This is a genomic window from Rhodococcus sp. AQ5-07 (genome assembly GCF_009707305.1).
Classification (GTDB): domain Bacteria; phylum Actinomycetota; class Actinomycetes; order Mycobacteriales; family Mycobacteriaceae; genus Rhodococcus_F; species Rhodococcus_F erythropolis.
Map to the genome: position 1 here is coordinate 5,365,001 of NZ_CP046099.1, position 22,715 is coordinate 5,387,715.

Consider the following 22,715-nt stretch of genomic DNA (forward strand, 5'->3'; position numbering starts at 1 on the left):
TGGGCAGGTGTGTGGATGGGTAGGGGAGCGTCGTGTGGCCATGGAAGCGGCAGGGTGACCTAGCCGTGGAGGCCACACGAGTGAGAATGCAGGCATGAGTAGCGAAAGACGAGTGAGAAACTCGTCCGCCGAATGACCAAGGGTTCCTGGGCCAGGTTAATCCGCCCAGGGTGAGTCGGGACCTAAGACGAGGCCGACAGGCGTAGCCGATGGACAACGGGTTGATATTCCCGTACCCGTGTGAACGCGCCCATGGTGAATCAGTGATACTAACCATCCTGAAGCCACGAGAAGACCTTCGGGTCTCGAGTTGGTGGATGCATGGGACCTGATCTGGTAGTAGCCAAGCGATGGGGTGACGCAGGAAGGTAGCTGAGCCAGTCAGTGGTAATACTGGTGTAAGCGTGTAGGGCGTGACCTAGGCAAATCCGGGTCACACATAGCCTGAGACGTGATGCGTAGCCGATTGAGGCGAATTCAGTGATCCTATGCTGCCGAGAAAAGCCTCTAGCGAGCTTTCACACGGCCCGTACCCCAAACCGACACAGGTGGTCAGGTAGAGAATACTAAGGCGATCGAGATAACTATGGTTAAGGAACTCGGCAAAATGCCCCCGTAACTTCGGGAGAAGGGGGGCCCTGTTTGGTGACGACATTTACTGTCTGAGCTGGGTGGGGCCGCAGAGACCAGTGAGAAGCGACTGTTTACTAAAAACACAGGTCCGTGCGAAGTCGTAAGACGATGTATACGGACTGACGCCTGCCCGGTGCTGGAAGGTTAAGAGGACCGGTTAGTTCCTTCGGGAGCGAAGCTGAGAATTTAAGCCCCAGTAAACGGCGGTGGTAACTATAACCATCCTAAGGTAGCGAAATTCCTTGTCGGGTAAGTTCCGACCTGCACGAATGGCGTAACGACTTCTCAGCTGTCTCAACCGTAGACTCGGCGAAATTGCATTACGAGTAAAGATGCTCGTTACGCGCGGCAGGACGAAAAGACCCCGGGACCTTCACTACAGCTTGGTATTGGTGTTCGGTTCGGTTTGTGTAGGATAGGTGGGAGACTGTGAAACGGTGACGCCAGTTATCGTGGAGTCGTTGTTGAAATACCACTCTGATCGAATTGGACCTCTAACCTCGGACCATGATCTGGTTCAGGGACAGTGCCTGGTGGGTAGTTTAACTGGGGCGGTTGCCTCCCAAAATGTAACGGAGGCGCCCAAAGGTTCCCTCAGCCTGGTTGGCAATCAGGTGTCGAGTGCAAGTGCACAAGGGAGCTTGACTGTGAGACTGACAGGTCGAGCAGGGACGAAAGTCGGGACTAGTGATCCGGCACCGGCAAGTGGAAGCGGTGTCGCTCAACGGATAAAAGGTACCCCGGGGATAACAGGCTGATCTTCCCCAAGAGTCCATATCGACGGGATGGTTTGGCACCTCGATGTCGGCTCGTCGCATCCTGGGGCTGGAGTAGGTCCCAAGGGTTGGGCTGTTCGCCCATTAAAGCGGCACGCGAGCTGGGTTTAGAACGTCGTGAGACAGTTCGGTCTCTATCCGCCGCGCGCGTTAGAAACTTGAGGAAGGCTGTCCCTAGTACGAGAGGACCGGGACGGACGAACCTCTGGTGTGCCAGTTGTTCCGCCAGGAGCACCGCTGGTTAGCTACGTTCGGAAGGGATAACCGCTGAAAGCATCTAAGCGGGAAGCCTGTTCCAAGATGAGGTTTCTCACCCCCTCGAGGGGGTAAGGCCCCCGGCAGACCACCGGGTTGATAGGCCAGAACTGGAAGTGCAGTAATGCATGCAGGTGACTGGTACTAATAGGCCGAGGACTTACCACAAAGAAGCTACGCGTCCACTGTGCGGTATCTGAAACAACACACAGATACTGATGAGAAACTCTGTTTTCTCCGTCATCCATCCATCCGGTAACGGGTTCGGGTTGGTGCACGGTGAAACCAGGTGATCAGAAGTTGGTTACTGTGACAGTTTCATAGAGTTACGGCGGTCATAGCGAAGGGGAAACGCCCGGTCCCATTCCGAACCCGGAAGCTAAGCCCTTCAGCGCCGATGGTACTGCACTCGACAGGGTGTGGGAGAGTAGGACACCGCCGAACACAATGTAGAGAAGCCCCCCAACCAGTGATGGTTGGGGGGCTTTCTCGTACCCAAAACACCCCACTCTTACTGCGAGCGAACGGTACGTTCGTCGCCTCAGATCGACCGAACGTACCGTTCACACCATCACGAGCGAGCACGGCCGGCTCACCACCCCGTCCGGGACCGAGTGAACGACACTCTCACCGCCTCTAACGAGGGGAACGGTACGTTCACGCGATCCGCGAAAAGCCTGCGCTCACCACAGGTCTCGTCAGTCGACGGTCAATCGCGACACCAACCCGCCACGGAACCCGTAGAGCGTGGCTAGGCTCGGAAGAGGTGCCCCGTGTGATCGGGCCCACCTCACCTGTGCACGCGTGATGACTACGGAGGCTTCGATGACCGATATTCTCGACCGCACCAAAATCTATGTTGATGGCGCCTGGATCGAATCCACTGGCAGCGGTCGGATCGACGTTCTCAATCCGGCTACCGAAGAGCTGATAGGAACTGTCGCCGAAGGCACTGTCGAAGATGTCGACGCGGCCGCGAAGGCAGCACGAAAGGCGTTCCCTGCCTGGTCTGCACTATCCGGCGGTGAGCGCGCCGAATATCTTTCCAAGGCCGCGGCGATAATTGCCGAACGCACCGATGATCTTGCGGCGCTTGTTTCGCAGGATATGGGAATGCCGATCGGATTCGCGAAGCCCGTACAAATCGGAATGCCGCTCGCGAATTTGAATGCATTTGCCGAATTGGCTCGCACTTATGATTTCGACGCTCACGAGGTCGGGAATTCGCTGATTGTTCGCGAACCTGCGGGTGTTGTCGGCGCCATCACTCCCTGGAACTTCCCGCTCCACCAAGTTGTCTTGAAGGTCGGCGGTGCGCTCGCCGCGGGCTGCACCGTGGTTCTCAAGCCCACCGAGGTTGCGCCACTCATCACGTACGCTCTCGCTGACATCTTCGACGAAATTGGTTTGCCTGCAGGTGTATTCAACCTGGTGAGTGGCTACGGCCCGGTAGTGGGCGAAGCCATCGCCGGCCACCCTGAGGTCGACATGGTCTCCTTCACCGGATCGACTCGTGCAGGCAAGCGAGTGGCCATCGTTGCCGCGGACACCATCAAGAAGGTCTCGCTCGAGCTGGGCGGCAAGTCGGCGAATGTCATTCTCGACGACGCCGATCTCGAAAAGGCTGTCACGGATGGCGTCGCAAAGTGCTTCATCAATTCGGGCCAGACCTGTTCGGCGCTGACGCGTATGTTGGTTCCCGCGGAGAAGGTGGATGAGGCAGCGGCAATTGCTGCTGCAGTCGCCGCTCATTTCCCGGTAGGTGATCCGACTCAGCCGACTTCGGTGCTTGGTCCTCTGGTGAACGCGAATCAGCTGGGACGCGTTCGCGGATACATCGAGAAAGGTGTGTCGGAAGGTGCCACCGCGGTTGTCGACGGTCGCGAAACTGGTCTGGCCAGTGGATATTTCGTCGGTCCGACGGTGTTCGCGAACGTGACCGAAGACATGACCATTGCGCGCGAGGAGATCTTCGGACCGGTCCTCTCGATCATGGGCTACAAAGACGAGGCCGACGCAGTGCGTATCGCCAACGGCACCGAGTACGGACTGGCCGGTGGCGTTTGGTCAGGTGACCCCGATCGCGCGGATCGCGTCGCCCGGCAACTGCGGGCCGGGCAAGTCGAGGTGAACGGCGGCGCCTTCAACACGAATGCTCCGTTCGGTGGGTACAAGCAGTCGGGCGTCGGGCGCGAGGCCGGCACGTTCGGGCTCGAAGAGTTCCTCGAGATCAAGGCGATTCAGCGATAGTTTGTTCGAGAATGGCGATGCTCCCGTACCAAGTGCGGGAGCATCGCCATTTTTGTACCCGGATCAGGACTTGGCGGCATCCAAATGCTGAGCCGAGATGTTCGCCAGATGTGTCAGGTCCGAGGCCACGGTCGCGAACGTGTAGCCCTCCCCGAGCCGTTGTGCCGCAACCTGACCGGAAGGTGTGTGGATTCCCGCAGCGACTCCGCTGACGGCGGCAGCTTCGCGCACCCGGGTGAGCGCTGCTTCGAATTCCTCGGCGACGTCCGGATCGTTGGAGTGCTTACCGCCGACGGCGATTCGTAGGTCGGACGGCCCGACGTACACGCCGTCCAAACCGGGCACTGCGCAGATCTCTTCGACGTTCGCCAGACCCTGTGGGGTCTCGATCATCGCAAATACAACGGTGTCGCGGTTCGCGTCGGCGGGAACGGGGCCGATACGGAGTTGAGAGCGCATGGGTCCGTAGGAGCGGATGCCGAAAGGCGGATACTTGGCGGCTGCCACGGCGGCCGCTGCCTCTTCGGCGTTGTTGATCAGCGGAACGATGACGCCCACAGCGCCCGCGTCGAGTGCACGGCCGATGGGCGTCGGATTGTTTGCCTCGACGCGCACCATCCCGACAGTGGACGGTGACGAGTCGATGGCGGTGAGCCCGGCGACCATCCCCGAATAGCCGATCAGGCCGTGCTGCATGTCGAGGGCAATGTAGTCCCAGCCGACGTGCGCAATCCATTCGGTCGAGACCGGACTGTCGATGACGGACCAGTATCCGAGAATGCGTTCGCGTCCTCGGATACGTGCGGCGAATTCCTGTGCTGACATAGTGAAGAACTCTTCCTGATGAAGGTCGGGTGTTTCAGCGGTTGTAGTTGGGCATGGGGCCTCGTAGGGCGGCACCGACTAGGTCACACTCTTCGACGGTCGAGGCGTCGAGTGGACCTCGCCCGATGGCCGCGATATTGGATTCGAGGTGCGTAACTTTGGATCCTCCGAGGAGCAGCGATCCGGCGACGGGCTTGCTGACCAGCCAGCGCAACGCAAGCTCGGTCAGGGAGATGCCCGACTGTTCCGCGATCGCCGTCAGTTGTGCAATGGCGTCGAAGATCTGTGTGTTCCAGTATCGCTCCTTGTACATCGACGCAAGACGGGAGTCGCCGAATCGGCCGTCGACGGGGTTTTCCTCGAAGGTGTGGCGCCCGGTGAGCAGGCCCCCACCGAGTGGGTTGTAGACCATGGTGGTCAGTCCGGTCACGTCCGCGAATTCTGCGTATTCTTCTTCGATGCGACGCGCGAGCAAGTTGTAGAGCTGTTGTGCGACGATCGGTCGCGGAGCACCGACTGTGTCTGCGGTGTAGTTGATTTCACTGATTTGCCACGCGGCAAAGTTGGATACGCCGAGTGTGCGGATCTTGCCCTCGGCAACCAGTTCCGCGACGGTGGTAAGAGTTTCGGTCAGCGTGACGGTTCGGTCCGGCTGATGGAGATAGAACAGGTCGACGTAGTCCGAGTCGAGTCTGCGCAGACTTCCTTCGATGCTTGCTCGGAGTCCCTTTGCCGAGAGTGGGCTGTTGTCACCGGCATCGGGGTGTGGCATTCCTGCTTTGGTGGCCAGAGTGACGGAATCGCGTCGGCCATGGAGGAGCTTTGCCAGCATGCGCTCGGACTCACCGCCCGCATAGCCGTTGGCCGTGTCGATGTGAGAGATACCGGCGCCTAGTGCTGCGTCGAGCATCGATCCGGCACCCGATATGTCGACCGTATCTCCGAAGGTCATAGTGCCGAGCACCAGTTTCGGAAGCTCGAGTGGGGCGGTCATCAGGCAACTCCTCGTGATTCGGTCTGCTTGGCTAGCAAGTTCTTGGACAGGGCTGCCACCACGTGGCGTGGTTTGATGCCGACCATGGTGGTGGGATCGAGAGCAGCGCCTCGTAGTGCGCGGGTGTACGGCTCGCGCGGACTGGCGAGAACTGTTTCTGTGGAACCGGATTCGACGATGGCTCCTTTCGACATCACGACTACGGTCTCGCTGATTTCTCGGACGACGCCCAAGTTGTGTGAGATGAAAACGTACGTCAGACCGGTATCGGTCTGAATTTCACGTAGGAGCGCGAGTACCTGCGCTTGCACCGAAACGTCGAGAGCGCTGGTCGCTTCGTCGCAGACCAGGATCTCGGGTCCGCTGGCAAGTGCACGGGCAATTCCGATGCGCTGACGTTGGCCACCGGAGAACTCTGCCGGACGCCGGTGTAGTGCCGAGTTGGGCAGGCCAACGCGATCGACGAGTTCTGCTGCTGCCTTGGCGCGTTCAGACTTGCTCCGAACACCTTTGAGGCGCAGTGGTTCTCCGATGATGTCCTCGGCAGTCAGATGGGGGTCCAGCGATCCGTACGGATCTTGGAACACCATTTGAACGCGAGAGCGGAAGGGGCGCAGTGACTTCTCCGACATCTGCGCGATGTCATTGCCGTCGACGAGAATGCGTCCACTGGTCGGTGTGAGGAGTCGGACGATAGATCGAGCGATTGTCGACTTGCCACATCCGGATTCGCCGACGATGGCCAGGGTCTTGCCCTTTTCCACCGAGAAGCTCACAGCATCCACGGCTCGGAAAACTCCGTCGGGAACCGGATACTCGACAACGAGATCTTCGACGGCGAGAAGTGGCGTTTCGTGGGGGTTCATGCCGAGGCTCCGATCTGTGTTGAACGGGCGGGGTCGCCATCCCAAGGCCCCAGGTGCGGTATGGCGTCGAGAAGCTTTTGTGTGTAGGCGCTTTGCGGTGAGTCGACGAGAACGTCGGCGCTACCGGTCTCGACAAAACGTCCGTCCTTCATCACGTAGATGCGATCGGATACGAGTCGGGCGACTCCGAGGTCGTGGGTGATGACCAGCATTCCGATCCCGGTGCGTTCCTGCAATTCGAGCAATAGATCCAGAATCCCGGCCTGAACGGTGACGTCCAATGCGCTGGTGAGTTCGTCGGCCACGATCAGTTCGGGGCCGGCAGCAAGAGCTCCGGCGATGAGGACGCGCTGCAGCATTCCACCCGACAGTTGATGCGGGTACTTGTCGAGTTGCTTATCCGGATACGGAATGCGTACCTGCTCGAGCAGTTGCACTGCCCGCTCGATTTGTTGCTTCTTCGCGGTCACACCGCTGTGGCGCACTGCTTCTCGAAGTTGGCTGCCGATGGTGTGGACGGGACTCAGAGCCGTCATCGGGTCCTGGGGGATGAGGGCGATGTGTTTTCCACGAATATCGTTCAAGATCTTCGTGTTTCCGAGAATGTCCTGGCCTTTGAACACGGCTTTCCCGGAAAGAACGGCAAGATCGTCCGGAAGCAGCCCGAGGATTCCCATGGCCGTGGTCGACTTTCCGGAGCCGGATTCACCGATGATGGTGACGGTTTCACCGGCGTCGATGCAGAAGGACACCCCGTCGACGGCTCGGATGACGCCATTCGCCGTGACAAGTTCGATCTGGAGGTCGTCGACCCGTAGTAGATTGCCCATGTCTCACGCCTTTGCTTTCTGGGCGTTGCCACGCCCGAACAGGCTTGCGCCCAGTCGTTTCGAACCTGCAGGACGATCGCGCAGGCCGTCGCCGAGTAGGTTCACTCCGACGACCAGTAGCACGATCATCAGACCGGTCAACGTGACGATCCACCATGACGTGGTGATGTAGTCCTGGCCGTCGGCGATGATTCGTCCCCACGTTGCGAACGGACGTTGCGGTCCGGCGCCGAGGTAACTCAACGAACTTTCCAGCAGTACGGCCTGCGCGAGCAGCAGCAGGACGACGAGCGAGGCCTGCTTGACGATGTTCGGAATGACGTGACGAAGCAGAATTGCCATGCGAGTAAGTCCGAGGACTCGAGCTGCAGCTACGTAAGGCTTTTCGCGTTCGACGAGTACCAATGAGCGAGTCAACCGTGCGACCTCGGGCCACTGCGCGATCGCGATGACAAACGTGATGACGGGAATGGACGGACCGAACAGCGCAACGACGAGAAGCAGCATCATCAGCAGAGGCAGAGAAAGCTGTGCTTCGAGTAGGCGGGAGATGACGGTGTCGACCCAGCCGCCGAAGTACCCCGCGGCGGATCCGGCGACTATGCCGATGACCCCGGAGACGATCACGGCGAGAATACCGATCGTCAGAGACACCTGGCCGCCGTGCAGGATCCGTGAGAGGAGATCTCGTCCCAACTGATCGGTGCCGAACAGATGGCCGTCGGTGAGGGGCGGTAGCCGTCGACTGCTCAGGTTGGTCTGGTTCGGATCTGCAAGGGGGAGTAGTCCCGCCAATGCAACAGGAAGAATCACCAGGAGCGCGCAGATCGAGCCGGCCCAGATCTTGACTCGGCTGTCTCGCTTACGGCGCGTGGCTCCGGCGCGTGCGAAGTCTGCCTCGGTGACCGCGCTGGCGCGTGGAGTTGTTGGAGGTTCCAAGACGGTAGTCATCAGTTGGCGCCCTTTCCGAGTCGCACGCGTGGATCCAGGAGGGGGTAGAGGAGGTCCACTGCCAGTTGCACGAGCACGGCGAGAACCGCAGTGACAAGCACGGTGGCCTGGATGAGCGGGTAGTCGCGAGTCTCGAGTGCACGGACCACCAGCGAGCCGACACCAGGCCAGGCGAACACGACTTCGACCACCACGACGCCGTTCAGCATTCCGGCAAATCTGGTGCCCAGCGCGGTGACGATCGGAATCGCAGAATTACGCATCGCATATCGCCAGGTGAGTTCGCGTTCGGATACTCCGCGAGAACGTGCGACCGTGATGTACGGAGAAGCGAAGGCCGAGACCATTTCGCGTCGAACCATCCGGGAGATCAACGCGATCTGAAGGATGGCGATGGTGACGGTAGGCAGGATCAACGACGGCCATGTGGTGAAACCGGCTGCCGGGAGTACTGGGATCAAGACCGCGAAGATCGTCACCAGCATCAGGCCGCTCCAGAACTCCGGCATGGACTGCCCGCCGACGGCTACGACGTTCGCACCGAGTTCGCGTCGGGTGTCCGCGTGACGGGCCATCCACACGCCCAGCGGAATCGAGAGCACGGCGGTCAACAGAATGGAGCTGACGGCAAGGGTGATGGTGTACGGGAGACGGCCGAGGACAACGTCCATGGCCGGCGCCTGGAACGAGTACGACGTGCCGAGATTCAGATGGACGAGGTCCCACAGGTAGATCAGGTATTGAGAGAACACCGACTTGTCCAAGCCCATGTCAGCACGGATTTGTGCTAGATCCTCCGTGCTGGCCAGCGGTCCGGCCAAGGCGTAGGCAGGATCGCCGGGAGCCATTCGGATCAGGACGAACACTGTTGTGAGCGTGAGGAAGATCGTCAAGGCGCTCTGTGCCAAGCGTTTGAGCACGTATTTGGCGGTCGGGTTGATCCTTTTGCGCCGACGCGGAGAGATTCCGAGAGCGGTTTGCGGTTTCGGAGCGGTGAGAGTCATCGCCTCAGGCCTCCAATCGGACGGCGCCGAGGTCGTAGGAGTTGATCGGGGTCAGTGAAACATTTTGTACACGAGTGCGTTTCGCGAGGAGTGCGTTGGGTACGAAGCTCCACAGGCAAGGCCAGGTGTTCCAAATGTCTTGTTGTGCGGCGTCGAGTAGAGCGGTGCGCTTGGTCGGGTCTGGTTCACTGGATGCGGCTTGAATCTTCGCGGTGATTTCGGGGAAGACGTACCCGTGATAGGTGTCGCGAGTTGCTTCCTTCTCCGCTGTGCCGGCGTACATCCCCTGCAACGTGGTCAGTGCAAGTCCGGTTTGGTTGCCGTAGCCGTTGCCCAGCACATCCCAGTCGCCGGTCTTGCCCTGGCGCCAGGACGAGATGTCACCGCCCGGTTCGAACTGCTGGAGTTTGACGCGTACTCCCACGGCCTTCATCATTTCGAGTACCGATTCCATCACCGAGACGTCGTTGGTGAACTCTCCGGTTTCCCAGATGAAGGTGAGTTCGAGGTCGTCGGCGCCTTCGGCCTCGAGCATTTGCCGCGCTTTCCGTGGATCATATTGGTAAGTACCGGTTTTCACGGCTCCGTCCAAGGTCGACGGTGCGGGGCCGGTGGCCGGGACTGCGGATCCGATCAGCACGTCCCGAGCGAGTGACTCACCGTCGATGGCATACGTGAGAGCTTCTCGGACACGCGGATTGGACAGTGGGTGATCGGCGGGCTTGCGGAAGTTGAAGAACAGTTGGTTGATGCGTGTGCTCGGCACTGTGTCCACCTGGACACCAGGCAGGTCGGCGAGTTGTTCGGCGGAATCGGGACTGATCGAGTCGATGACGTCGACCTCGCCGCTCCGAAGTGCGACGACGCGGCCGGCCTCTTCGGGAATGAAGCGGACCTGAACACGACGAACGCCAGGGGCCGGGCCCCAGTAGTTGTCATTGGCGACAAGTGTGTAATCACCGGTGCCCCGGTTCGATTCGCTGACGACGAACGGTCCCGACCCGATTCCGCTCTGCAGTTCGTTGGGTTCGTTCGCAGCGGCCGGGGTGATCAAGATGTTGGACATGAGCGAGTCCAGAACCGGCACCGGGGAATTCGTCCGAAGGATGAAGGTGCGATCGTCGATGGGGACGACCGTCGGCCACTCGGGGAACTGCGGTGCGACAAACGATCCGCTGACCTGCTGGTACATCTGCATTGCCGTCGTGACGTCGTCGATCAGCACAGGTGTGCCGTCGGAGTAACGGATGCCCTCGCGGAGTCGAACCGTCCACTCGGTCGCGCCGGTCGATTCGAACCTGTCAGCGAGAACGAGTTGCGGTGTCAGATTGTCGCCGATCCGGGTGAGACCTTGTCTGACGCCACGTTGAGCCGTGACTGCTGCGTCGAATTGATTGAGTTTGTTGTCGAGGCTGACGAGCGAACGGTTGAGCCCGAGCACCAGGGTGTCCTGGGTCGGCTTCCCGGTAGGGCCGGCGCACGCGGCAGTCGTGCCCAGAAGCGTTGCGCCACCGATCAGCCCGGTGAACTGCAGAAAGGATCGCCGGGAGAGCTGTGGTGTTCGCAAACGAGTATTGGTCATCGGTGACCTTTCGATCCTGACGGGGCAGCGTGGGGGCGACGCTCCGAGCGGACTGTTGGTGAACAATCGCGTCGGGCTCTCGCTTGTAACTCAGCTCACAATGGCACTGTTGCGCACTTCGCGCAAGTCCCGTAACTTCGATTGCGTACTTCGCGCATCGGTTGCGATGCTGTGCATACTCGATTCAGACCGAAAGGGGGTCGAGGAATTCGATGAAACCACTGGTAATCATCGCTGATGATCTTTCCGGAGCCGCGGAGTCGGCCGCAGGATTTCTGCTCCGCAGTTCGGGCATATCGCTTCGACTCGGCCCAGGCGCGCCCGACGGATCAGGAGTGACGGTTTTCGATCTGCACTCACGGCGATCCGACCCCGCCAGAGCCTCTCGTGACGTGAGATCAGTTCTGCAATCGTCTGACGGCTCCGAGATCGTCAAGAAGATCGATTCCCTGCTCAGGGGCAACATAGCGGCGGAGGTTGGAGAACTCTCCCGCGACGGATCCCCGGTCATCGTCGCCGCCGGACTGCCCAGGCAAGGGCGCACGGTGCAAGGCGGGGTGGTGTTGGTCGATGGGGTTGCGTTGCACGCCACCGACCTGTGGCGCGCGGAGTCGAAGCCGGCTCCTCGGTCGATTGCGGAGGCGCTCGGCTCGTCGGCAATTACTTCTGGCGTATCGCTGGACGACATTCGCTCCGGGCGGTTGAGTCAGGTTCTTGCGTCGATCTCAGAAGCCGGGTCGGTGGCGATCTGCGACGTCGAGACCGACAGTGATCTGGAACTGATTGTGGCTGCAGCACAGGAGGTTCGGGGTTCTCGATTGGTAGGAACCTCGGCGCTCGCGACGGCAGTGGCACGACGACGAACCGTGCAGTCACCCGTCGTGCGTCCATCTCTTCGTGATTCTCGATTTACTTTGGTGGTTGTGGGGACGGCGGATGCGTCTGCCGGGGACCAAGTGGAATTGCTTCGGGATTCAGGTGCGCACCATATCGAAGTGAACAGTGCTGAACTCCTGGCGCATTCGGTCGATCCGCTTCCGATTCTGAACGCACTGGATTGCGGAAACGTCGTGGTTTCGGTAAGTGGACCTGTCGTGCCTGCAGAATCCGTCCATCTCGTTTCGGCTCTCGCCGATCTGATCGCTGCCGTCGATGCAGGATTCTCCCACGGCGAGTACCCGATCGACTTGGTTCTTACCGGTGGCGAAACCGCGCGCAGCGTTCTCGACCGCCTGCGGATCGACACTTTGTCACCGATTTACGAAATTGAACACGGCGCCGTGCTTTCCGTCGACCACACCGGACGGTACATCGTCACGCGGCCAGGCAGTTTCGGGAATGCACACAGTCTTTTCTCTATAACGAAGTTTCTCGCGCGCCCCATCCTGGTCGACGCTCCGGACAGTCCACCTTCAGACAACGAGGTCAATCCCATGTCAATCGAATCCACTCCACTGCCGCTGATTGCTGTCACGATGGGCGACGGCGCCGGCGTCGGACCGGAAGTGATCGTCCCCGCACTCCTCGACGCCGAAACGAGAAAGCGTTGCCGCCCTGTTGTTGTCGGTGACGCGAAGCGTTTGCGATTGGCTGCCACGGTGCTCGGAATCGACGTCGACGTGGTCGCGATCGAGGAGATCAAGGATGCTGAATTCAACGATGGACGGATCAACGTCATCGACCTGGACTTGCTACCCGAGGATCTCGCCTGGGGTGAACTGTCGGCAGTCGCGGGGGATGCGGCCTATCAATATATCCGCGTCGCAAGCGAACTCGCCGTACGCGGTGAAGTCCAGTCGATCTGCACGGCGCCACTGAACAAGGAAGCGCTGCATGCGGCAGGACACATCTATCCCGGACACACGGAATTGCTTGCGCACCTGACCGGTACCGAGGAGGTGTCGATGATGTTGTCGACCCCCAAGCTCAAGGTGATTCACGTGACCACTCACATCGGACTGCTCGATGCAGTTGCCAGGATCGAGCCCGGCCTGGTCGAGAGGACAATTCGTCGAGGTCACGAAGCTTTGGTGCGTACGGGCAATCCATCTCCGAAAATCGGCGTGTGCGGGATCAACCCGCATGCGGGGGAGAACGGGCTTTTCGGGTACGGAGAGGAAGAGCAGAAGATCATTCCCGCCGTCGAACTCTTGAAGGCAGAAGGAATCGACGTCCACGGCCCACTGCCGGCGGACACGGCATTCTTCCTCGCTGGACGTGGGGACTACGACTTGATCGTTGCGATGTACCACGATCAGGGGCACGGCCCGGTCAAGGTTCTCGGGATCGAGGCCGGCGTCAACATCACCGTCGGGTTACCTGTCATCCGTACCTCCGTCGATCACGGAACCGCTTTCGATATTGCAGGTAAGGGCATCGCCGAGGCCGGTAGTATGGTCGAAGCGCTGCGGCAGGCGGCCGAATTGGCAACCAGCACATTCGTTTCCAAGTAAGCACCAGGGTTTGTAGGGGGGAGGAGCGATGGCCATTCGGGAGTCGGAGGCGAGGCGGTCGGAGATTGCGAGGCTCGCTCGCACCAGCGGTCTGGCCAGTGTCGAGGATCTGTCTGCCCAATTCGGGGTGACTGCATCTACGATCCGTCGCGACCTGAGTCAGTTGACTGCCCAGGGAGTAATTGCTCGAACGTACGGCGGGGCGATTGCTCTCAACCCTCATCCGGAATCCTCCTTGCGTCAACGCGCAATGGAGGGATTCGACGCCAAACGGGGCATCGCCGAATGGGCTGCTGAGCAGGTCCGGCCCGGAGAAACCGTGCTCCTTGATGCAGGTACCACCGTCGGAGCGATGGGAGAGTTTTTACGTCACGTGACGAATTTGACGGTGATCGCTGCAGGGCTGACGGCGCTCGAGGCGTTAGCCGACGCTGATGGTGTTCGAGTCGAATGTCTCGGCGGGACGCTGAGGCAGCTCAGTCAAGGATTCGTCGGGCCGCTGGCGGAAGCGTCGCTGCAGAGGGTCTCGTTTGACAAGGCATTCCTCGGTGCCGATGCCGTTACCGCTGACCTGGGTATTTGTGAAGCTGAGCTCGATCAGACCCGGCTCAAGGAAATGATGATCGAACGTGCCGGCGAGGTCTACATACTCGCCCACTCCGCCAAGCTTGGTGAACGTCCTTTCCATGCGTGGGCGCCGATACCGCCGGGGGCCGTGCTGGTTACCGATGCTGCAGTAGACGCAAAGCAAGTCGCGTTGTTCGAGGATGCAGGTATCCGAGTCCAAGTGGTGTGAGTTCCCGCTGCGTGCCGATTCGGCCACGGTGTCCGGCGTCACATGATGTCCGAATTGGCGAAAATCGACTGAAACGGGCAATCTTGCTGGGGAAATGGATACCTCCGAGTCTCTGACCTGTGGATTTGTCAAAGACTTCGGCGGACGCGTAACTTATTCCAAGTCAGAGCGACACGGACACCGACTCCCACCTGCGAGGGTGAGTGACACGAGGTTGTACGAAGTGCCTGACCAAATTTCGAAGTAGTTTCCATCGTGTATGGTTGTGCTTCACCTCCAGTTCTTCCCCGAATGTTCAGCGGTTTGCGCCGGTGACCTGGTTGGGATAGGCTGGGAAAGTTGCCCCGGAGCGGCGGCCATAGGGTCGTGGTGATGGTGTGTGCGTGTTCTTTGAGAACTCAACAGTGTGTCGATGAATGTCAGTGCCAAATATTTTTTGGTACTTCGCATGTCGGATGATGTTCCGGGCCTTCGGGTTTCGGTTCTGATGTTCGGGGTGTGAGTATTTTTCGTCGGTGATTGTTCATTCTTCCGTCTGAATGGTTGCCGACACATTTTTTGCTAGTTGAGTTTTTTGCTAGTGATTTGACTCTTTTTGTCTATGACTGATTAGCAGTTTCGGCTGTGAAATCTAGAGTCTTCAACGGAGAGTTTGATCCTGGCTCAGGACGAACGCTGGCGGCGTGCTTAACACATGCAAGTCGAGCGGTAAGGCCTTTCGGGGTACACGAGCGGCGAACGGGTGAGTAACACGTGGGTGATCTGCCCTGCACTTCGGGATAAGCCTGGGAAACTGGGTCTAATACCGGATATGACCTCCTATCGCATGGTGGGTGGTGGAAAGATTTATCGGTGCAGGATGGGCCCGCGGCCTATCAGCTTGTTGGTGGGGTAATGGCCTACCAAGGCGACGACGGGTAGCCGACCTGAGAGGGTGACCGGCCACACTGGGACTGAGACACGGCCCAGACTCCTACGGGAGGCAGCAGTGGGGAATATTGCACAATGGGCGAAAGCCTGATGCAGCGACGCCGCGTGAGGGATGACGGCCTTCGGGTTGTAAACCTCTTTCAGCAGGGACGAAGCGCAAGTGACGGTACCTGCAGAAGAAGCACCGGCTAACTACGTGCCAGCAGCCGCGGTAATACGTAGGGTGCAAGCGTTGTCCGGAATTACTGGGCGTAAAGAGTTCGTAGGCGGTTTGTCGCGTCGTTTGTGAAAACCAGCAGCTCAACTGCTGGCTTGCAGGCGATACGGGCAGACTTGAGTACTGCAGGGGAGACTGGAATTCCTGGTGTAGCGGTGAAATGCGCAGATATCAGGAGGAACACCGGTGGCGAAGGCGGGTCTCTGGGCAGTAACTGACGCTGAGGAACGAAAGCGTGGGTAGCGAACAGGATTAGATACCCTGGTAGTCCACGCCGTAAACGGTGGGCGCTAGGTGTGGGTTCCTTCCACGGAATCCGTGCCGTAGCTAACGCATTAAGCGCCCCGCCTGGGGAGTACGGCCGCAAGGCTAAAACTCAAAGGAATTGACGGGGGCCCGCACAAGCGGCGGAGCATGTGGATTAATTCGATGCAACGCGAAGAACCTTACCTGGGTTTGACATATACCGGAAAGCTGCAGAGATGTGGCCCCCCTTGTGGTCGGTATACAGGTGGTGCATGGCTGTCGTCAGCTCGTGTCGTGAGATGTTGGGTTAAGTCCCGCAACGAGCGCAACCCCTATCTTATGTTGCCAGCACGTTATGGTGGGGACTCGTAAGAGACTGCCGGGGTCAACTCGGAGGAAGGTGGGGACGACGTCAAGTCATCATGCCCCTTATGTCCAGGGCTTCACACATGCTACAATGGCCAGTACAGAGGGCTGCGAGACCGTGAGGTGGAGCGAATCCCTTAAAGCTGGTCTCAGTTCGGATCGGGGTCTGCAACTCGACCCCGTGAAGTCGGAGTCGCTAGTAATCGCAGATCAGCAACGCTGCGGTGAATACGTTCCCGGGCCTTGTACACACCGCCCGTCACGTCATGAAAGTCGGTAACACCCGAAGCCGGTGGCTTAACCCCTTGTGGGAGGGAGCCGTCGAAGGTGGGATCGGCGATTGGGACGAAGTCGTAACAAGGTAGCCGTACCGGAAGGTGCGGCTGGATCACCTCCTTTCTAAGGAGCATTCTCCAATCCAATATCCACACAGGTGGATGGTTGGTTGGCAGAGCCTGTTTCGGATCCACTTGTGGTCCGGCAGGAGCTCATGGGTGGACGCTGACAAACTTGATCGTCGTACGGTTTCTCCTCTGTGGGAGGCCGACGAACAATATATCGACATACTGTTGGGTCCTGAGAGAACACGCGAGTGTTTCCTCTCTAGGAAGTAACGACAACACTGGAATGTGGGTCATACCGCGAATAGGTAACTGAGGTGACTTGGTTGGTGTTCGGCTGGTGCTCACGGGAGTTCTGGGGTTGTGTGTTGTTTGAGAACTGCACAGTGGACGCGAGCATCTTTGTTGTAAGTAATGAAGAGCGTACGGTGGATGCCTTGGCACCAGGAGCCGATGAAGGACGTAGGAGGCTGCGATAAGCCTCGGGGAGCTGTCAACCGAGCTGTGATCCGAGGATGTCCGAATGGGGAAACCCAGCACGAGTGATGTCGTGTTACCCGCGCCTGAATATATAGGGCGTGTGGAGGGAACGTGGGGAAGTGAAACATCTCAGTACCCACAGGAAGAGAAAACAACCGTGATTCCGTGAGTAGTGGCGAGCGAAAGCGGAAGAGGCTAAACCATGGGTGTGTGATAGCCGGCAGGTGTTGCATTCGTGGGGTTGTGGGGTTCATTTTGTCTGTTCTGCCGAGCAGGCCAACAGTAAGAAATCACAGGGTTAGTGGAAGTGGTCTGGAACGGCCTGTCGTAGAGGGTGAGAATCCCGTACACGAAAACTTTGTGACTGTTGTAATGGAAACCCAAGTAGCACCGGGCCCGTGAAATCTGGTGTGAATCTGTCGGGACCACCCGATAAGCCTGAATACTCCCTGGTGACCGATAGCGGACTAGTACCGTGAGGGAAAGGTGAAAAGTACCCCGGGAGGGGAGTGAAATAGTACCTGAAACCGTGCGCTTACAATCCGTCAGAGCCTTCGAACAGTTTACTGTTGGGGGTGATGGCGTGCCTTTTGAAGAATGAGCCTGCGAGTTAGTGGCATGTCGCGAGGTTAACCCGTGTGGGGTAGCCGTAGCGAAAGCGAGTCCGAATAGGGCGATCGTAGTGGCATGCTCTAGACCCGAAGCGGAGTGATCTACCCATGGCCAGGTTGAAGCGACGGTAAGACGTCGTGGAGGACCGAACCCACTTAGGTTGAAAACTGAGGGGATGAGTTGTGGGTAGGGGTGAAAGGCCAATCAAACTCCGTGATAGCTGGTTCTCCCCGAAATGCATTTAGGTGCAGCGTCGCGTGTTTCTCACCGGAGGTAGAGCTACTGGATGGTCTAGGGGGCCCACAAGCTTACCGAAATCAGCCAAACTCCGAATGCCGGTGAGTGAGAGCGCGGCAGTGAGACTGCGGGCGATAAGGTTCGTAGTCGAGAGGGAAACAGCCCAGATCGCCAGCTAAGGTCCCTAAGCGTGTACTAAGTGGAAAAGGATGTGGGGTCGCGAAGACAACCAGGAGGTTGGCTTAGAAGCAGCCACCCTTGAAAGAGTGCGTAATAGCTCACTGGTCAAGTGATCCTGCGCCGACAATGTAGCGGGGCTCAAGTACACCACCGAAGCTGCGGCATTCACGCAATAGCCCCCCTTCACTCTGCGGAGTGTTGGGCAGGTGTGTGGATGGGTAGGGGAGCGTCGTGTGGCCATGGAAGCGGCAGGGTGACCTAGCCGTGGAGGCCACACGAGTGAGAATGCAGGCATGAGTAGCGAAAGACGAGTGAGAAACTCGTCCGCCGAATGACCAAGGGTTCCTGGGCCAGGTTAATCCGCCCAGGGTGAGTCGGGACCTAAGACGAGGCCGACAGGCGTAGCCGATGGACAACGGGTTGATATTCCCGTACCCGTGTGAACGCGCCCATGGTGAATCAGTGATACTAACCATCCTGAAGCCACGAGAAGACCTTCGGGTCTCGAGTTGGTGGATGCATGGGACCTGATCTGGTAGTAGCCAAGCGATGGGGTGACGCAGGAAGGTAGCTGAGCCAGTCAGTGGTAATACTGGTGTAAGCGTGTAGGGCGTGACCTAGGCAAATCCGGGTCACACATAGCCTGAGACGTGATGCGTAGCCGATTGAGGCGAATTCAGTGATCCTATGCTGCCGAGAAAAGCCTCTAGCGAGCTTTCACACGGCCCGTACCCCAAACCGACACAGGTGGTCAGGTAGAGAATACTAAGGCGATCGAGATAACTATGGTTAAGGAACTCGGCAAAATGCCCCCGTAACTTCGGGAGAAGGGGGGCCCTGTTTGGTGACGACATTTACTGTCTGAGCTGGGTGGGGCCGCAGAGACCAGTGAGAAGCGACTGTTTACTAAAAACACAGGTCCGTGCGAAGTCGTAAGACGATGTATACGGACTGACGCCTGCCCGGTGCTGGAAGGTTAAGAGGACCGGTTAGTTCCTTCGGGAGCGAAGCTGAGAATTTAAGCCCCAGTAAACGGCGGTGGTAACTATAACCATCCTAAGGTAGCGAAATTCCTTGTCGGGTAAGTTCCGACCTGCACGAATGGCGTAACGACTTCTCAGCTGTCTCAACCGTAGACTCGGCGAAATTGCATTACGAGTAAAGATGCTCGTTACGCGCGGCAGGACGAAAAGACCCCGGGACCTTCACTACAGCTTGGTATTGGTGTTCGGTTCGGTTTGTGTAGGATAGGTGGGAGACTGTGAAACGGTGACGCCAGTTATCGTGGAGTCGTTGTTGAAATACCACTCTGATCGAATTGGACCTCTAACCTCGGACCATGATCTGGTTCAGGGACAGTGCCTGGTGGGTAGTTTAACTGGGGCGGTTGCCTCCCAAAATGTAACGGAGGCGCCCAAAGGTTCCCTCAGCCTGGTTGGCAATCAGGTGTCGAGTGCAAGTGCACAAGGGAGCTTGACTGTGAGACTGACAGGTCGAGCAGGGACGAAAGTCGGGACTAGTGATCCGGCACCGGCAAGTGGAAGCGGTGTCGCTCAACGGATAAAAGGTACCCCGGGGATAACAGGCTGATCTTCCCCAAGAGTCCATATCGACGGGATGGTTTGGCACCTCGATGTCGGCTCGTCGCATCCTGGGGCTGGAGTAGGTCCCAAGGGTTGGGCTGTTCGCCCATTAAAGCGGCACGCGAGCTGGGTTTAGAACGTCGTGAGACAGTTCGGTCTCTATCCGCCGCGCGCGTTAGAAACTTGAGGAAGGCTGTCCCTAGTACGAGAGGACCGGGACGGACGAACCTCTGGTGTGCCAGTTGTTCCGCCAGGAGCACCGCTGGTTAGCTACGTTCGGAAGGGATAACCGCTGAAAGCATCTAAGCGGGAAGCCTGTTCCAAGATGAGGTTTCTCACCCCCTCGAGGGGGTAAGGCCCCCGGCAGACCACCGGGTTGATAGGCCAGAACTGGAAGTGCAGTAATGCATGCAGGTGACTGGTACTAATAGGCCGAGGACTTACCACAAAGAAGCTACGCGTCCACTGTGCGGTATCTGAAACAACACACAGATACCTTGATTTCGATCATCCATCATCGATCACCCCTTGATATTGACGGGTGGTGGGTGTGTGGAGGATCTGGATCACAGGTTGGTTACTGTGACAGTTTCACAGAGTTACGGCGGTCATAGCGAAGGGGAAACGCCCGGTCCCATTCCGAACCCGGAAGCTAAGCCCTTCAGCGCCGATGGTACTGCACTCGACAGGGTGTGGGAGAGTAGGACACCGCCGAACACAACTTGAGAAGCCCCCCAACCAGTGATGGTTGGGGGGCTTTCTCATACCCAAAACACCCCGAAACATCCCGCACTCTCAGAGCGAACGGCACGTCCGTCGCCTCAGATCGACCGAACGTACCGTTCACACCATCACGAGCGAGCACGGCCGGCTCACCACCCCGTCCGGGATCGAGTGAACGACACTCTCACCGCCTCTAACGAGATGAACGGTACGTTCACTCCATCAGGGCAGGGCAGGGCAGGGCAGGTGAGCGGATGGGCAGATCCGACAGGCGTTATCGCAGAGCCGCCTGCAGCACCTCGCAGAGCACATCCAGCGTCCTGGAGTACTGCGACTGCGTCGGCGTGCTGTAACCGACGACGATGCCGTCACCGCCGACTGACGATACGTCGGGATGTCGGAAGACGGACAACCCTTCGAGCCCGAGATCGCGCGCCTGCGCCGCCGCAAGAACAGATTGTTCGGTGCCGGAGGGAAGGCGGATCACAGCGTGAAGACCCGCGGAGATCCCCTCGACCCTGACCCGGGGTACTTGCTGCGCAAGGGTCGCAACCAGTTGATCGCGTCGTCGTCGATAAGAGGTACGCATCTTTCGAATATGGCTGTCGAATCTTCCGGATTCGATGAAGTCTGCCAAGGTCAATTGATCCGTTGAACTTACCCAGCGTTCGTAGGGTCCCTTTGTTGCGAGGACGGGTTCGATCAGCCTGTCCGGCAACACCATCCATCCGATGCGAATGGCCGGCGACAGTGTCTTGCTGACAGTGCCGAGGTATGCAACGTGCTGCGGCGCGATTCCTTGGAGTGCGCCGACAGGTTTTCTGTCGTAACGGAATTCGCCGTCGTAGTCATCCTCGATGATGACGCCACCGGTAGTCGAGGCCCATTCGAGAGCGGTCGCGCGCCTCGCCGGCGTGAGGGGACCTCCGAGGGGAAACTGATGCGTCGGCGTCAGCAGAACACTCTCAGCAGGTGTTGACGCCAATTCGTCTGTGCAAGTGCCTGATTCGTCGACCGAAATGGGAATTGTCAGCAGTCCTTCGTCGACGAGCAACTGTCGGTGCAGGTGAAGGCAGAAAGCATCGACCGCAATCGTTCCTCCGAGTGCACGGGCGAGGAGGGAGATCCCGTGACCCGAGCTGGCACTGATCACAATGCGGCTCGGATCGACGCGAACGCCTCTGGTGCGGCTCAGGTATGTGGTGAGGGCGTTTCGGAGTTCGACTCGGCCTCTGGGATCACTGGTCGCGAAAGCGTCGGTCGGCGCGGTGGTCAAAGCACGTCTGGCGGACGAAATCCATGCAGTCCGGGGAAACGCCGACGCGTCCGGTGATCCGGGGAGAAGGCTGTAGGTCAAGCGCCGTCGGGTCGGTGATGGATCGACCTCGCGACTGTGTGTGCTGGCGAGCGTGGCGACGACGGTTCCGGAACCCGGCCGCGTGACAAGCCATCCAGCGGCGGCGAGCTCGGCGTAGCAGTCCGCAACGGTGTTTCGGGCAACTCCGAGATCGAGTGCGAGGGTGCGGGAAGGTGGGAGTCTGGTGCCGGGCTTCAACAGTCCACTGTCGATCGCGTCGCGAAGCGTCTGAAGCAGCGCAGCGCGAACCCCGATTCCCTGTGGCAGCTCGATATGCAGATCGAACCCAAGATTGGCCCATGAATTCATCACCGGATTGAACCATGTTTCGGGGTCTTTCCGGGGCTACGGTTTGAGTATGACTACAGCAACAGGACAACGACTGGATATCGCAAAGCTGGCACCCGAGGTCTACAAGGCGATGATTGCGTTGGATGCCGCTGCGCGCAAGGGACTGGAGCCGACGCTCGTCGAGCTGGTCCTCACGCGTGCGTCGCAGCTGAATCATTGCGCATGGTGCCTGGACATGCACACTCGCGACGCCCGAAAGGTCGGCGTGACGGAGCAGAAGCTCTACCTACTGAACGCGTGGGAAGAAGCGCGAGGGATGTACTCCGATCGCGAGCGCGCCGCACTCGCCTTGACCGAGGCCGTGACAGTCCTTACCGACGGTTTCGTTCCGGACGAGGTGTACAGCGAGGCGGCCGGCGAATTCTCGGACGAGGAACTGGCCCAGCTCATCAGCGTCATCTTCACGATCAATGCGTGGAATCGCATTGCGGTTACCACAAGGAAGGCGCCTCCGGTCCGAGACTGATCCGAGGCTCGTACTCCGCTCTCTGTCGGGGGCAGATTTCCGCCGTCGGAGATCCGGGTAATCGCCACAAAGAGGACTAAAAGATTGGTTAAGACTGTGAACAAAACCAACAGATTCTCTAGCTGTGAGGCAAATCACATTTGTGAATCGGTAGATTGTTCCGAGTATCTGCAAGTTGTCTGAATCCAGACAAAGCAGTCTCGGTTGGAAGTTCCGGTGAAGGGGTCCGCATTGCGGGCCCCTTCTTTTGTGTGCGCGCTGAAAACCCCCCTTCCTGTGAGTTTCCCCAGAATGTCCGAGTTACCGACCGGCTAGCGCCGGAGGAATGCCGGGAACGCCCCGGTTACGTGAGCCGATTTTGAGTTGATCGCGATAGTTGTGCGGTTGGACAAAGGTGCAGTCATCTTGTTG

Annotated in this window: 12 protein-coding genes and 5 rRNA genes (1 of these 17 cut by a window edge); 9 read left to right on the top strand and 8 right to left on the bottom strand. The window is 58.8% G+C overall.

Annotated elements, in window-relative coordinates; translation table 11 throughout:
* The 3 genes from GJB56_RS25005 to GJB56_RS25015 all read left to right on the top strand — a co-directional run.
* Positions 1 to 1,832: ribosomal RNA gene (locus GJB56_RS25005) — 23S ribosomal RNA — on the top strand (it extends 1,303 nt beyond the left edge of the window).
* Between the two features lie 159 nt (positions 1,833 to 1,991).
* Positions 1,992 to 2,108 (top strand): 5S ribosomal RNA (rrf, locus tag GJB56_RS25010).
* Between the two features lie 381 nt (positions 2,109 to 2,489).
* Complete coding sequence (locus tag GJB56_RS25015; RefSeq protein ID WP_007732506.1) at positions 2,490 to 3,914, top strand: aldehyde dehydrogenase family protein; 1,425 nt, start codon at positions 2,490 to 2,492, stop codon at positions 3,912 to 3,914.
* A 63-nt stretch (positions 3,915 to 3,977) separates the two neighbouring features.
* Here GJB56_RS25015 and GJB56_RS25020 read toward each other — a convergent pair whose 3' ends face one another.
* From GJB56_RS25020 to GJB56_RS25050, 7 genes are read right to left on the bottom strand one after another with little or no spacing between them, the layout of a single operon-like run.
* Entirely contained in the window at positions 3,978 to 4,739 is a 762-nt protein-coding gene (locus GJB56_RS25020; RefSeq protein WP_019746656.1) for an HpcH/HpaI aldolase family protein, read from the bottom strand.
* A 34-nt stretch (positions 4,740 to 4,773) separates the two neighbouring features.
* Positions 4,774 to 5,733, bottom strand: a complete 960-nt coding sequence (locus GJB56_RS25025) for an aldo/keto reductase (RefSeq protein ID WP_021334655.1) — start codon at positions 5,731 to 5,733, stop codon at positions 4,774 to 4,776.
* Positions 5,733 to 6,599 (bottom strand): ATP-binding cassette domain-containing protein, encoded by an 867-nt coding sequence (locus tag GJB56_RS25030; RefSeq protein WP_051253226.1) that lies wholly within the window; start codon positions 6,597 to 6,599, stop codon positions 5,733 to 5,735. Before GJB56_RS25030 ends, GJB56_RS25025 begins: the two co-directional genes overlap by 1 nt.
* Positions 6,596 to 7,429 carry an ABC transporter ATP-binding protein gene (locus tag GJB56_RS25035; RefSeq protein ID WP_113684473.1) on the bottom strand — a complete coding sequence of 278 codons (834 nt, stop codon included), beginning with the start codon at positions 7,427 to 7,429 and terminating at the stop codon, positions 6,596 to 6,598. Before GJB56_RS25035 ends, GJB56_RS25030 begins: the two co-directional genes overlap by 4 nt.
* 3 nt (positions 7,430 to 7,432) lie before the next feature.
* Positions 7,433 to 8,380, bottom strand: coding sequence for an ABC transporter permease (locus GJB56_RS25040; protein ID WP_019746660.1), 948 nt, complete (start codon positions 8,378 to 8,380; stop codon positions 7,433 to 7,435).
* Complete coding sequence (locus tag GJB56_RS25045) at positions 8,380 to 9,384, bottom strand: ABC transporter permease (protein WP_205318871.1); 1,005 nt, start codon at positions 9,382 to 9,384, stop codon at positions 8,380 to 8,382. The genes GJB56_RS25040 and GJB56_RS25045 overlap by 1 nt, the downstream gene beginning before the upstream one ends.
* 4 nt (positions 9,385 to 9,388) lie before the next feature.
* A complete protein-coding gene (locus GJB56_RS25050) occupies positions 9,389 to 10,966 on the bottom strand; it encodes an ABC transporter substrate-binding protein (RefSeq protein ID WP_113684474.1) in 1,578 nt (525 codons plus the stop codon).
* A gap of 212 nt (positions 10,967 to 11,178) precedes the next feature.
* Here GJB56_RS25050 and pdxA point away from each other — a divergent pair, with 212 nt between their 5' ends.
* From pdxA to rrf (GJB56_RS25080), 5 genes are all read left to right on the top strand, one after another.
* Positions 11,179 to 13,419 carry a 4-hydroxythreonine-4-phosphate dehydrogenase PdxA gene (pdxA, locus tag GJB56_RS25060; protein ID WP_113684475.1) on the top strand — a complete coding sequence of 747 codons (2,241 nt, stop codon included), beginning with the start codon at positions 11,179 to 11,181 and terminating at the stop codon, positions 13,417 to 13,419.
* Between the two features lie 28 nt (positions 13,420 to 13,447).
* Positions 13,448 to 14,215 carry a DeoR/GlpR family DNA-binding transcription regulator gene (locus GJB56_RS25065; RefSeq protein ID WP_003941419.1) on the top strand — a complete coding sequence of 256 codons (768 nt, stop codon included), beginning with the start codon at positions 13,448 to 13,450 and terminating at the stop codon, positions 14,213 to 14,215.
* 640 nt (positions 14,216 to 14,855) lie between these two features.
* Positions 14,856 to 16,373 (top strand): 16S ribosomal RNA (locus tag GJB56_RS25070).
* A gap of 347 nt (positions 16,374 to 16,720) precedes the next feature.
* Positions 16,721 to 19,855 (top strand): 23S ribosomal RNA (locus GJB56_RS25075).
* A 152-nt stretch (positions 19,856 to 20,007) separates the two neighbouring features.
* Positions 20,008 to 20,124: ribosomal RNA gene (gene rrf / locus GJB56_RS25080) — 5S ribosomal RNA — on the top strand.
* The 16S, 23S and 5S rRNA genes sit together here, the layout of an rRNA operon.
* A 280-nt stretch (positions 20,125 to 20,404) precedes the next feature.
* Here rrf (GJB56_RS25080) and pdxR read toward each other — a convergent pair.
* Positions 20,405 to 21,796, bottom strand: coding sequence for a MocR-like pyridoxine biosynthesis transcription factor PdxR (gene pdxR, locus GJB56_RS25085; protein WP_195849561.1), 1,392 nt, complete (start codon positions 21,794 to 21,796; stop codon positions 20,405 to 20,407).
* A gap of 49 nt (positions 21,797 to 21,845) precedes the next feature.
* On the opposite strand from pdxR, the gene GJB56_RS25090 reads away from it, so the two are divergent.
* Positions 21,846 to 22,304 (top strand): carboxymuconolactone decarboxylase family protein, encoded by a 459-nt coding sequence (locus GJB56_RS25090; protein WP_113682033.1) that lies wholly within the window; start codon positions 21,846 to 21,848, stop codon positions 22,302 to 22,304.
* The last annotated feature ends 411 nt before the right edge of the window (positions 22,305 to 22,715 follow it).

Bases quoted from the DNA above. Each gene is read 5' to 3' on its own strand.
- GJB56_RS25035 (WP_113684473.1), bottom strand. From the start codon at position 7,429: ATGGGCAATCTACTACGGGTCGACGACCTCCAGATCGAACTTGTCACG.
- GJB56_RS25030 (WP_051253226.1), bottom strand. From the start codon at position 6,599: ATGAACCCCCACGAAACGCCACTTCTCGCCGTCGAAGATCTCGTTGTC.
- GJB56_RS25020 (WP_019746656.1), bottom strand. From the start codon at position 4,739: ATGTCAGCACAGGAATTCGCCGCACGTATCCGAGGACGCGAACGCATT.
- GJB56_RS25025 (WP_021334655.1), bottom strand. From the start codon at position 5,733: ATGACCGCCCCACTCGAGCTTCCGAAACTGGTGCTCGGCACTATGACC.
- pdxA (WP_113684475.1), top strand. From the start codon at position 11,179: ATGAAACCACTGGTAATCATCGCTGATGATCTTTCCGGAGCCGCGGAG.
- GJB56_RS25065 (WP_003941419.1), top strand. From the start codon at position 13,448: ATGGCCATTCGGGAGTCGGAGGCGAGGCGGTCGGAGATTGCGAGGCTC.
- GJB56_RS25090 (WP_113682033.1), top strand. From the start codon at position 21,846: ATGACTACAGCAACAGGACAACGACTGGATATCGCAAAGCTGGCACCC.
- pdxR (WP_195849561.1), bottom strand. From the start codon at position 21,796: ATGAATTCATGGGCCAATCTTGGGTTCGATCTGCATATCGAGCTGCCA.
- GJB56_RS25045 (WP_205318871.1), bottom strand. From the start codon at position 9,384: ATGACTCTCACCGCTCCGAAACCGCAAACCGCTCTCGGAATCTCTCCG.
- GJB56_RS25015 (WP_007732506.1), top strand. From the start codon at position 2,490: ATGACCGATATTCTCGACCGCACCAAAATCTATGTTGATGGCGCCTGG.
- GJB56_RS25050 (WP_113684474.1), bottom strand. From the start codon at position 10,966: ATGACCAATACTCGTTTGCGAACACCACAGCTCTCCCGGCGATCCTTT.
- GJB56_RS25040 (WP_019746660.1), bottom strand. From the start codon at position 8,380: ATGACTACCGTCTTGGAACCTCCAACAACTCCACGCGCCAGCGCGGTC.